Origin of the sequence: Arcicella rigui (assembly GCF_034929435.1) — a bacterium.
GTDB lineage: Bacteria > Bacteroidota > Bacteroidia > Cytophagales > Spirosomataceae > Arcicella > Arcicella rigui.
On record NZ_JAYFUM010000030.1, the window covers coordinates 34,612 to 47,826 of the forward strand.

At 39.1% G+C, this 13,215-nt stretch carries 6 protein-coding genes; all 6 read right to left on the reverse strand.

The genetic code is table 11. The annotated features are described in order from the left end of the window. Positions 1 to 36: 36 nt before the first annotated feature. Positions 37 to 1,719, reverse strand: a complete 1,683-nt coding sequence (locus VB248_RS21110) for an endo-1,4-beta-xylanase (protein WP_323298822.1) — start codon at positions 1,717 to 1,719, stop codon at positions 37 to 39. Positions 1,720 to 1,747: 28 nt separating this feature from the next. Continuing rightward, entirely contained in the window at positions 1,748 to 2,707 is a 960-nt protein-coding gene (locus VB248_RS21115; RefSeq protein ID WP_323298823.1) for a DUF5627 domain-containing protein, read from the reverse strand. Between the two features lie 39 nt (positions 2,708 to 2,746). Beyond that, positions 2,747 to 4,537: a RagB/SusD family nutrient uptake outer membrane protein gene (locus VB248_RS21120; RefSeq protein ID WP_323298824.1), complete on the reverse strand. Its 1,791-nt coding sequence runs from the start codon at positions 4,535 to 4,537 to the stop codon at positions 2,747 to 2,749. A 42-nt stretch (positions 4,538 to 4,579) separates the two neighbouring features. Then, positions 4,580 to 7,546, reverse strand: a complete 2,967-nt coding sequence (locus VB248_RS21125; RefSeq protein WP_323298825.1) for a SusC/RagA family TonB-linked outer membrane protein — start codon at positions 7,544 to 7,546, stop codon at positions 4,580 to 4,582. Positions 7,547 to 7,659: 113 nt separating this feature from the next. Further along, complete coding sequence (locus VB248_RS21130; RefSeq protein ID WP_323298826.1) at positions 7,660 to 9,549, reverse strand: RagB/SusD family nutrient uptake outer membrane protein; 1,890 nt, start codon at positions 9,547 to 9,549, stop codon at positions 7,660 to 7,662. 10 nt (positions 9,550 to 9,559) lie between these two features. Further along, on the reverse strand, positions 9,560 to 12,670 hold the full coding sequence (locus tag VB248_RS21135) for a SusC/RagA family TonB-linked outer membrane protein (RefSeq protein WP_323298827.1): 3,111 nt from the start codon (positions 12,668 to 12,670) through the stop codon (positions 9,560 to 9,562). Positions 12,671 to 13,215: the final 545 nt, after the last annotated feature.

Below are 13,215 nucleotides of genomic sequence, written 5' to 3' on the forward strand. Positions count from 1 at the left end.
CAGGACGTGGGGGATTGCAGGATTTCTCCAAAAATATTACTTACTATTGGCTTTCATCGCTTCTGCTACATAGGAGTACGCCATTTTTCTTACGTACTGTCTTGTCCATAATCCAACAGGTTCGTCTGCTCTCCAACTTGAATTGGCAGGACTATCCAGCGGACTCCACAGCGTAATGCCGTATCTTTGGTTAGCAGGAATAAGCTCAAAATACTTGTCAATCACATACTTATACATTTCTGCTTGCTCTTTGTATAAATCCTGTGTAGCACCTGCTGTTTTTACGCCAGCAAGACCAATGTCCAATTCTGAAATTTTAATTAATTTTCCAGTTGCCGCCAACAGTTTAAACATTTCTGCAATTTTACCTTTATCCGACTTAATATCAATGTGCATCTGTGTGCCGATACCATCTACTTTTGCTCCTTTACTTTCGATATAGTTTACATAAGCAATGATTCCACGGCATTTATCAAGGTTGTATTCAAGGTTATAATCGTTGATAAAAAGAATATCATTGGCATTTCCATACTTTCGTGCCAACTGAAAGGCCGTTACGGCGTAGTCTTTCCCCATGTAATCTTGCCAGTAAAATTCATCTCCTGCCAAAATTCTGCCTACGCCCGTTTTAAGCTCATAAGGTTTGCCATCGTCCATAGGTTCATTTACGACGTCCCATGCTTTTACATAAGGTTTACTTACATTCAACATTCCAGCCATCCACTTATCTAAAGCATTGGTAATGAGTGTCTTCTTTAACTCAGGTGTTTTTTCCTTAGTTTGTACACTTCCTGTGGCATTGTACTTGGTTAAAGTGATATTATCGAAATAATAATTTGTGGCATTTTTACCAAGATTAAATGCAATTGTACCGCAGGTAGCCATATCTGAGGTAACCGTAATTTCCTTGGTATAGGTAGTCCAAGTTGGAGTAGCCGAAATAGTTCCGAAAAAATCCCAGTGCTTATATGCTCCCGGCGTTACGTGTGCTTGGGTTGGATACGATGCAGAAACATCTGCCTTCACGTCCATTTTAAGAATGTATTTTTCTCCTACAACAGCGGCGGGGGAAAATTTTAAGAAAAATTGAGACTCCCAATCATTGGCACGAACACTTGCATTGTTAATTTTCAAGGCCCTTCCAACACCGTTAGCCCCCTCTCCTACTGCCGTGTAAGAGGTTACGGCATTGGCATTAGTTTGAAAATTACTGGTTGCATCACTTTCAAAATCTGCCGCAGTGATTAAATCCCACCCCGGCCCAGTTGATGAAAGAATATCGGGGGCAATCAAACTTTTGAGGTAATTCGCATTTTGATTGGCGTGCCAGCACAAAGTATGTCCATACACGGTAACATTATTTTCTTTGGCTGTTTCCAGTAATTTACTAACGTTATCAAGGGCTAAATTTCCATTGGCTTGTACGACAGCTCCGTGCTTCATTTCATAGCCTAAGACTATTTCATCAAAGTTTTTATTGGCAAGTCGATACATTACGCCTTTATTGACGTATTCTGAAAGCGAAAGAGCTACTCCAAATTTAAAATTAGGGTAAGTCCTGCGATTGATATAAGACTTCAATGCTGGATAAGCATCTATATCTTCCTGAAGAGCAATACTTTCAGGTTTGAGTACGCCATATTCCAGCGGCTCATACGTGCTACACGAAGTTGCCAAAATAGCAGACAACCCAAGTGCCATTTTATATAATTTATTCATAAGATAACTATTCGAGTTAAACTAATCATTACTTCGCTACTGGCGAAAAGGTTTCCATCGTCACGGTACGGTCACGCATTACCAGTGTGTCGGTAGTGCTTACTTGCATTCCTCCAAGATTCACATTATACTTTAAATACAGTGCGTCTCGGTCTTTGTTTCCCCAGCTATTTTTCTCGCCTTTTTTCACAAAAACACCGCTGCCCGTAGCCGTAAAACCACTTGTAGTTGAAGTGATGCTACATTTTCCGTCAGCTTCAAACTTTAAAGCAAGGGTTACATTGACATTTTTATTGTCCTTGTCTTTGAAAACCACAGGGAATTCTAATTCGCTCAACGACTTGGTTGTCAGTTTGTTTACTTCATCTTTTTCAACATATTGTGCATGACGAACCAGCGTTTGATTCACTGTACCCGTTACAACATCCTTTCCACGTCTGAGGTAATTCCCGTGCCATGGATTTACATATTTGATAGCATACAAAATAAAGTGCTTGCCATAAAGTATTGAATCGGCATCGGTAACACTTGTCATCGTTAATGGAATGACATACGTATTTTTAATTGATTTTGGGTCAGCAAAAAACGCATCTGTCAACTGTACATCTACTCCACCTGCCAAAGTACCTTTAGGAATAATAATCTTGTCAGAAGCTAAAGAATAATAATTGGTAGGCATCGGCAATATTTCATCCTTGCCTGTACCAAAGCGTAAACCATTCTTTAACAAAGAGTTATCAACCGCAACTTTAATAGATACGTCTTTTCTACTTTCGTAAACGCCACCGATAGAAGCATAAATCTGACATTTATAAGCATTGTCCAAATCAGTATTTACGTAAGTGTCTTCCCCTAAAGTGATTGTTCTTACTGGATACTGATAAGCGAAATATACTGTTTGATATTTATAATCTGGGAACTCATTTTCCGTATTGCAGGAGGCAAGTCCAATCAGGATCAGTACCGACATTAAAACTAATTTTGTCATAGATATTAAATTTTGTCAATAGTAAATTGTAAGTGATTATTAATTCCAACCTTCATTTTGTTCAAGTGCTGGAAATTTCAAGATTTCAGAGTAAGGAATTGGACCATATTTCATATAAGTCTTGAATACTCTATCTTGCACAGCAGGCAAAATTGTGTAAACCCCATTCTGGATACTTACTCCTTTGGCTGGTTCGGTAAGTTCAGCATTCCAGCGACGTAAATCCCAGAACCTAAAACCTTCAAAGCAAAGTTCTAAACGACGTTCATTACGAATGAGCTGACGCATGGTTTCTTTATTGCCTTTTGCACTTTCCAAATAAGCGTCGTTATTACTTGTTCCGATGCCTGCTCTTCTACGAATGGCTCTGATAATATCATAAGCCGAATAAGCATTTGTTCCCGTACCAGTAGGCCCCCAAGCCTCGTTGGCAGCTTCGGCATAAGCCAAAGCGATTTCTGTATAGCGAATATGCGGTTTGTAATGACGCTGATTCGTAGCAGAAGTCGGATTCAAGTTTACATCTTGACGCAATAATTTTCGCAAATAATACCCTGTTCTGGTAGAAGTAGCCACTCGGTTTAGGGCATCATTCGTAGTACCATTGGCAGTTGTATTGATGGCGGTGTTATTCACGCCCGCAGTTGCTCCATTCACAAGTACAAACATTTTTAATCGTGGGTCACGATTGGTATAAGGGTCGGCTGGATTATAACCACTGTTAGGATTACTAATCGGATAACCATTTAACATCGGAAAAGCATCTACAAGATTTTGCGTTGGATTGATACGACCATTTCCAAATAAAGTAGGCGGAAAATTGGCTTGTTCCAAGTCTCTGTTTTCTCCCCAGTTGTTACGCCATAATATTTCAGGCGGATTAGCTCCGTCTTTGATATTGGCAATCTCACTGGTATTCGAATACCACGTAAGTCCACTTGCAGCATTACTTGTCACTGCGTCCAGCCCACCTTTCAAATTCAATACATTAGCAGCATAGTTGGCGGCTTCTACCCACTTATTTGTACCTTCGTTGTTATAGGCAGGACTGGCCGCCAGTAATGCCGCTTGTGCCCTCACCGCTTTAGCGATACGTCCTGTAAATAAACCGCTAAAAGTAACCCCAAAAGCACGGTTGTATTGTTCAATGGTTACTTGTCCATACTTGGTTGGAATCAGTGATTCCTGTCCGATTGAAAAATTCTGATAGTCTAAAGGAAGCTTTACGTCTGCACTGTCTAAATCCTGATAAATTTGTTTCATACAATCATCAAAAGATGCTCTTGGTAAATTGTAATTATCAGAAGTAGTCTGTGGTTTCAATAAAATCGGTACTCCGAGCATCTTGCCACTTGTTCCTTTGCCTGCATGTGTTAGCAAAAGATGATACATCAATAAAGCCCTAAGCCCATAGGCTTCTCCTTTAATTCTGGTAGTAAACAATCTGTTGGCAACGGGGTCTGTTACCCATTGTACTTTGTTTACTTCTTCAAGCATAATGTTTAAGTACTGAATACCGGCAAAACAATTTGTCCATTGGTTCGCTGGATTATTATTGGCTGTCCATTGTCCTGTTGCCATTTTTAAATAACCATTGTCTTGGTCATTACTTACGGCATCGTCGGTAGCCACATCGTTGAATGACCACGAGTTTGTAGGTATTCTGTTATAACCATTCAATAAAATACCAAAGGGAAATCTTGAGTCACTTGGTAGATAAGCACTTGGGTCCAACTGCCTGTTATTTTCAATAGCAGGTTCAATCAGGTCTTCACATCCGGTTAGCAATACAGCAGCACAAACCAGTATTTTTAATATTCCTTTATTCATATAAAACATTGTATGATAGTCAAAATGTGATAGTCAAAAAACTTAGAATAGAGCCTTTACTCCAATATTGAACAAGCGTGTTTGTGGAGCAGTACCCACATTCAATTCCATGATTTCTCGATTGTCTGAAACTGTTAGTAAATTGAAGCCATTGACATAAACCCCAAGCTCACGTACAAAAGATTTCATCTTTAATAATTCCGTCAAGTCATAGCTTACCTGTACTTTAGCCAAGTCAAAGCGATTGGTTTTATAAATCCAGAAGTCTGATGAACGAAAATTATTATCACTTGTTAGCGTAGTCAATCTTGGATATTTAGCCGTCAATTTTGATTCTTCCGTCCATCTATCTCTCACTACAACCGAGTACTTATCTTCGCCATCAATCCAGAAATATGAACCACTACGCATTGCATTTGCTCCAAAACGTCCAACACCCATCGCAAAAAAGGTAAGTTTTTTCCACTGAGCCGTTACGTTTACGCCCAAAGTAAACGGCGAACCAAACCAACCGCCTTTTCCTAAAAATACTTCATCACGGCTGTTGATGATACCGTCGCCATTTTGGTCTTTGTACTTAATATCGCCCGGTTTTACTTGTCCGAATGTTTGAGTTGGCGAATTGGCTATATCGTTTTGGTCTTGAAATAAACCTAAACTTTGTAAGCCCCAGATTGCATCAAGCGGTTTACCTTGACGATTCTGGTAACTATCTTCATACAATTCAGCTCTTTGGGTTGCCTTTGTTTCGTAATAAGTACCGTTTAGGCCCAAAGTCCAATTTACTTCACCATACTTTTTAGTTAGGTTTGCTCCAAAGTCAAAACCAATTCTTTGGTCATCGTTATAATTCACGTAAGGAATAAATGAAGAAACAGGAAAACCAGTAGTGAAATAGCTTGGAAATAACACAGAAGCTTGAATGATATTTCCCGAAATTTTATTGACAAAAAATGTCCCGTTTAAAGTCAATGCTCTTTTGAAAAATGAACCTTCAAAACCTACATTGATTTCTTCTCTTTTCGGAAAACGCATATTTGGGTTATCGCCTCTTCTTGATTCTGTCGCTTGAATCCCTGTTCCATCTTTCCAGCCATACCATGAACCAGCCCCTGTATAAACGCCCTGATACAAGTAGTAAGACTGAATATCGAGGTCGGTATGTAAAATACTGGCTGATGCAGTCAATTTCAAGTCGTCAACTACAGTTGAGTTTTTGAGAAACCCTTCTTGGCTTAATCTCCAGCCTAAAGAAATTGACGGAGAAAATGCTTGACGATTATTAGGTGGAAGTTTAGCAGAATGAATATAAGCCGAACTAAAATCTAAGTAATACTTCTGTTTGTAATTGTAGCTTGCTAAAAATCCTAAGTTGGCATTGCTGGTTTTATGATAAATCGCAGACTCAGATTGTTGAAAACCATTGGCTAACAAAATCGCAGATAAATGATGGTCGTCGTTGAAAGTTCTATCATAATTAAACTGCCCCGAAAATGCAATTGTCTGGCGGTATCGGTTTCCTGATACATTTTGTGTCCCAGATTTTGCATCTTGGTTATACACAGCAAGGCTACTGATTAAATCTTGTCCGTTATAATTATTCCAAGTGGGTGCATAAGTAGCATAAGAATAATTGTAAGATAAAGTATATTCTGTGGCATAGTCAACAGCGAAACCAGATTTGAAACTCAAGCCTTTTAATACATTGCTAAGATTTGCTTTGATACCAGTATTAAACTGAAATTGGCGATTTGCATACTGGTTGTTACCGCCAGAATAAATCGTGGCAATAGGATTCGTTTGGTCTAATTGCGTACCTCCAAGTAAATACTGTCCATCAATAATATTATTACTATTTTGGATTAAAAGCTGAGAAGCTGCATCCTCTTGTTCAATCATATTGATAGGAATCAGTGGAGCAAAACGGTTTGGACGAACGCTTTCAGCACTACTCCAAAAATTAGCATTTACTCCTCTACCAGTATAAAAAATAGCCGTAGCATCAGCATTTAAACTTATGTATTCGTTCAGATTAACGTCTATGTTTCCACGGAAATTAAGGCGGTCGGAATTATTATACGTTTTTGCTTCCCCGAAATTTAAAAGTGAGCCAGAAGTAGCAAAACCTAAATTGGTATAATATTTTACTCTTTCGTTTCCACCCGAAATTTCAGCCGTAGCATCATAACTGCCATAAGCACTTTTTAGGTATTCTTGTGAATAAAAGTCTATGTTCGGATAGCGATATTTGTTGATTCCAGAAGCATGATTATAAATGTCAACTTCTGAATACAAATTCGGTAAACCGTCATTTCTGCGTGCTTCGTTATACAAAGTCATGTACTCTGCCGAACCCAAATACTTAGGAAAAGCTCTTGGTACATTTACGCCACTGTTTACTCTAAGGTCAAATCTACTTTTACCTGCTACGCCTCTTTTCGTAATTACATTCACTACGCCTTTTGCTCCACGACTACCGTACAAGGCTACGGCATTCGCTCCTTTCAAAAACACAATTTGGTCAATCTCCGTTGGCATTACGTTGCCTGTCTCACGAGGAACACCATCAATCATGAACATATAGTTTCCCATTCCCCAATTGCTATTGCCATTAAAGCCGGGAATGAATGATGCCATTCCGTCTAAAGTATAGGTAAAATAATTCTTTTTCAAAAGTTCACCTACATTTACAGAAGATACTCCACCTAATAAATCTTGTTTATCAACTTTACGAAAAGCTATTTGTACTTGTTCCTGATTTTCTTCGGGCAACATCTGCAAGGTTTCTTCAACTCGTTGATTGGCTGTAATGTATTTTGTTTTAAAGCCTTTTGCAGCAATTGACAAAACCTCGTTTTGGGGAATTTCAATACTAAAAGTACCTAAAGCATCTGTGGTAACAGCCTTCCCGATTTCTTCGGAAGTACTTACAACAGCTCCGACAATGGGTTGCTTGTCTAAGCCAATCACGGTGGCTTTAATTTTAATGGTCGAGGTATTTTGTGCCATTGTTGCCACTTTAGAAAAAGTCAGCAATGCACACAAAACCATAATTATTTTTATAAACTTCATCTCTTGTTCGTTTATCTATTGATTATCTCATTTTATGATTTGCTCTTTCCTTACCAACCAGGATTTTGTGCAAACTCCAGATACAAATTCACGTCATTTACCTTCAATGGCAACCAATTGTGCTTGTCGGTAAACTTTCGTTCCAATATCAAAGATTCTCTGATGTTCAGTACTCTATTGTCTTTAGGGTCTTTGGTAGGGTCAAGGGTGGTAGCTCTATCAAATTCAACTGACTTTTTGAGTGTGTATGGGCTTTTGCTAATCATTAACCAACGACGGAGGTCATTGAAGCGATGTCCTTCAAACGAAAGCTCAACGGCACGTTCACGTCTTAACTCTTCCATATAAACGTCAAGCGAAGCTAAAAACTTAGCATCTACATGCCCCACTCCTGCTCTGTCTCGGATGACATTAATGGCATCCACTGAAGTTTTAGTATAAGTACCAGCTTTGCCCATTGGCGAGCCATAACCTTGTGCTGCGGCTTCTGCATACATCAAATAAATATCAGCCAAACGCATATAAGGCAAGTGAATATTAAGGCTTTTGTCGTAGCCATATCCTTGGTCATACTTATTCGCTGTTCTTGGAACAAATTTGAATAATAAATACCCTGTACGACTACCCGTAGCAATATCACGATATGAACCTCCTGTGTGTAAATTGGCAAAACGGTTATTTACTTCATTGGCATTCGGAATACTTCCTGCTACCATTCTTACACCATCGAAAACAATGTCATTATAAAAACGAGGGTCTCTACCTTTCCAAGGATATTCAGGATTATAGCCCGACTCTGGGTCTGCTTTGGTAATATCTTTGATAGGTAAGCCATTTGCCATACCATAATTGTCAACATAATTGGCTGTGGGCAGAAACTTCACGTCTCCTTCACTGATAATCAGCGGACTGTATTGTTTACTTGTTCCCCAGTTTGAACCATTTGCACCATAATAAGGCCCACGGAAAATAGCTTCTGTACCTCCCGGCATTTGCCAGTTTTGACCCGTAGTATAAAAATTGGTATAATACTGAGCAAAAGGTAACAAACGATAAGGAGCTTCTCCACTTTCACAAAGTTTCAGTAATTCAGCAAAAGCGTCTGCTGCTTTTTTGCAATAGTCAGCATTGTAAGAAGTACCTCCCCCTGAAACAGAATTCATCAATGGACTACCTGCCCAAAGGTAATTTTTACCTAAGTAGCCAAGTGCCATGATTTTGTTGATACGCAAGGTATTTTTTCCTAAAGTCCTTTTTCCTGCGGTAGTATTATCCCAATTGATAGGTAATAAATTGGCGGCTTCTCTAAAATCTGCGGCAGCTTTATCGGCACACTCGCTGTATTTTAGGCGTGGAAGTGTCAGTTTTTGGTCACCCGGCAGTACTTTGTCAATATAAGGAAGTCCTCCAAAATACTGCATAAACATAAAGTGATACCAACCTCTGAAAAACAACAGTTGCCCTTTGATTAAATCTTTTTCTTCCTGTGTGGCATCGGTTAATTTGTCGATGTTCTCTAAACCTAAATTAGCTTTACGAATGCCGTACCAGCCTAAGCCCCAAAGTGATTTTGTAAAACGGTCATCGTTAGTTTGATTATTGTTTCGGTCCATCCAACCTGCTTGCCAGCCGTCGAAATTGCGTTGCCAACCCCAAAAATCGCCATTGTCAATCTTTACTCCAAAGTGAAAGTTTTGAGCCGTCGATTGGATTTCATCTTCGCCCCAGTTCCAAGAGTTTGTCCAGTATCCATTTGAAAAATCTGGTATGGTATGATAAAGTTCTTCGGTAAAGCCTTGAAAATTTACAAAGTTTTTAAAGGCGTCTTTTTCAGACACAAGAGATTGTGGATCACGATCCAAAAAATCCGAGCATGAAGTAACCCCGAAAGTCATAGAACAAACCACAGCTACAAACAAAAGTTTTATTCTTTTTTTCATGTTTTTTTTATTAGAAAGTAATGTTTAAACCTAAATTATATCTTTTTACAGTCGGGTAAGCTCCTTGTGAAGCCCAGCCAGTACCCGCAAAATTTGATTCTCTATCGTCTGGCATTTTACTCCAAGCAATTAGGTTGTTCCCGTTCAAATAAATTCGCAGACTACTAAGTCCAAATTTTCTACTAAGCTCAGAAGGTAATGTATAAGCTATTTCAGCATTTTTTAGTCTTACATACGAACCGTCGTACATGTACTGTGTTCCTCTGTAATCGCCAAATGGGGTTGTTAGCCAACGTGGCATAGGTGTTCCGTTCGGATTCGATGGAGACCAGTATTCGCCTTCTTGATACACAGTGTGGCTTTGTGAACTCAAGCTCGTAAACACTACTTGACGAGTGGCGTTATTCACTGCATAAAACTGTACAAAAGCTGATAAACCTTTCCAGTCGATGCCAAAAGTAGCGTTATAAGTATTTTGTGGCCAGCCTGTATGTCCATAAGGAATTCTATCTTGGGTATCAATCACGCCGTCTCCGTTATAATCAACCAAGTAGTAGTTTCCCAATAGTTTTTGGTTGTCGTTTACGTTGTGCATGGCACTTCCATACAATTGGTCCCAGCTATTATAAATGCCTTTGCTTACGAATGAATACGCTTGGTCAATCTGCATTCCTTCTGGTTTTTGGTAATCGGGCAATAATTCTGGCGTGGCACGCTCAATGATTTTGTTTTGCGTGTGCGTCATGTTCAAGTCTGCCCACAAACGGAATTTTCCTACACTTTTATTGAAATGAAGTTCTAATTCATAACCACTTGCTTTTACAGCACCTAAGTTGGCTACTGGAGGCGATGCCCCGAAATAACTTGGTACGTCAGACCTGCCCGTCAACAAAATTTTACTTCTGTTATCCTGAAAAAAGTCCGCTTTCCCTCTGATGAATCCTCTGAAAAGTTCAAAATCTAAACCTAAGTTAAACTTCTCCGATTGCTCCCATTGTACTGTGGGGTTTCCTACGGTTGACTGCGAGTACCAAGTATATGGGCTTTGTTCTGCTCCTTCGCCACTTACGCCTAATCTTGATAATCCTCCATAAGTCCATTGTTCTAAGTAAGGCCATCTTACCCCTAAATTATCAAAGCCCGTTTGTCCGTAAGACATACGCAGTTTCATTGAGTTGATGAACTTCAAAGAACTCATGAACTTTTCGTTGGATATAACCCAGTTAGCTCCACCCGAAGAGAAAAATGCAAAACGGTAGTCTTTTGCAAATTGCTCTGAACCATTGTAAGCTCCGTTGTATTCAATCGTGTATTTGTTGTTGTAGGTATAAGTAGTTCTAAATACCCAGTCTTCACGGTATGAAGGAATTGTACTTCCGTTGGCAAATACGTTTCTGTTGGTCAGACCCATCAAAGTAACATTGTGCAAGCCTGCAAATGTGTTGTTGTAATTCAACTGTAATTGATAAAACAAACGACGCTGACTTGCTCCGATAGTTCCTACTGCTGGCGACCATTTGATTCCTTCTTGAAAGTCAAAACCAGTGATACCATCGACGGCTTGTTGGAAAGTTTCAACACCCGTTTCAGGGTTTACCCACTTGCGTTGAGTACCATTATAAAGGTCATTTATCCCACGGTCCGACTCAATAAAAGTATTATCTAAAGAAACCGTACCTGTGGCTTTCAAGCCTTTTACCAACATTTCCAAATCTTGGTCCAAAGTAAAATCAGTAGTGATACGAGCTGTCGTTTGATATTGAAGTCCCCCAATTGCAAGACTCAAAGCTGAGTTTTCTGCTCTGGCTTGGTTAGGAGCATAAAATCCCCATGAACCATCTGCGTATTTGGGCAAAAACAAATCTGGTGCTGCATTGTAGGCATCAATCCAAGGGCCGTACTGACTTCCCGTAAATCCCCAAGGACTTTTTCTTACACCATAAGAACCCGAAAGGTTTGTTTTGAAAAGTGTACTTGGCGTTAATTGAAAATCTAAATTACTCCGCACATTCAAGCGATTGAAACCAAAGCCTTGTTGGTAACCTCTTTTGTTATCATACACTTTGAATAAATCGGCTTCTTGTAAAAAATCGGCACTGGTAAAATACTTTACAAGATTTGTTCCGCCACTGATATTCAAATTAGCATTGTTGGAAATGGCGTAATCATTAAAAAGAGCTTTTTCCCAATCAACATTTGGGTAGCGTTCGGCTTCTTCTACACTTGCTGGATTGCGGTACTTGTTCAGAATTTCTTGAGGCAAATAATCTCTCCAACCGTCTGGTTTTGTTGGAAGTTCATATTCAATTGCTTCATTTCTAATCCTCAAAGCATCATAGGAATCATACTTTTTAGGTAATTTAGAAGGAGCTTTTACGATTGTATTCACCGTAGCTCTGATAGATGCTTTTCCTGTTTTACCTCTTTTGGTCGTAATCAAAATTACACCATTCGCACCCCTTGAACCGAAAACTGCCGTAGCTGACGCATCTTTCAAAACGGTAACCGTTTCAACAGAACTGATGTCCACACTATTCATCGGACGCTCTACACCATCCACAAGAATAAGTGGGTCAGAATTGTTCCATGAACTACGACCACGAATGATAATCTGAGGGTCTTCAGCACCAGGAAGACCAGTACTGGCATTGGTAATCAAGCCCGGTACATTTCCCGTCAGTGCCGCACCGATACTCGAAACCCCACCCGCTCGCTCAAGCTCTTTGTTGGTTGTTTGCGTAACAGATGCTACTACTCCTTCCTTCTTTTGCTTTCCATAACCTACCACTACTACTTCGTCTAAGGCAGATTGAAATTCCTCCAATACTACATTAATAGCCGTTTTGTTGCCCACTAAAACTTCTTGCGTTTTGTAACCAACCGAACTAAAAACTAAAATTGTTTTAGGAGTACAAGTAATAGAAAAAACGCCATCTTTACTGGCACTCACTCCACGGCTTGTTCCTTTTACACTAACGGTTGCACCGGGGATTCCTTCCCCCGAAGCGGACTTCACAGTCCCTTTGACTATTTGAGCATTTAGAGAAAAGCTCGAAAATCCAATCAGAAGGGATAAGCACCATACCACTAAGTATCGCTTCTTCTTGGTGACTGGAATCATTGAGTTGAATTGTTTCATAGGTAAATAATATGATTCATTTAATAAATAATATGAAATTACTTTGCAAAGTAAGGTAATGGCTCAAAAATAGATTAGCACTAATCACTAAAACTATATTACAAATGTTCAGTAATCTGAGAAAGTGTCTATTTAACACTATTATTATTTAATAAAGTGAGTTTATTGAAAATTTCAAGATAAAAATGGACTATGTTTATACGTGCTAAATGATATTTAGAAAGTTCTCTTTCTTTCTAACCTGTACTCAACTGACTGTAAAAAGATGGAAATTGTAGCCTTAAATCTCATGTGAAATACCTGATTTGCTACAATACTTTTGTGCTATACCAATAGCAAGAAGAATAGTGAGGGCTTGGGGAATTGTGTAGTGGCTAATGGTCAAAAATAAAAATTGGCTGATTTTTAAATCCCATGCTTTTAGCGATAGTATTTAAAAATCAACCAATTTTTTGTTTTAAATAGATTTAGGGCTTCCTTTTATAAGCAATTATTCATCCTATGGTAAATGCTGGCAATAGTACAAA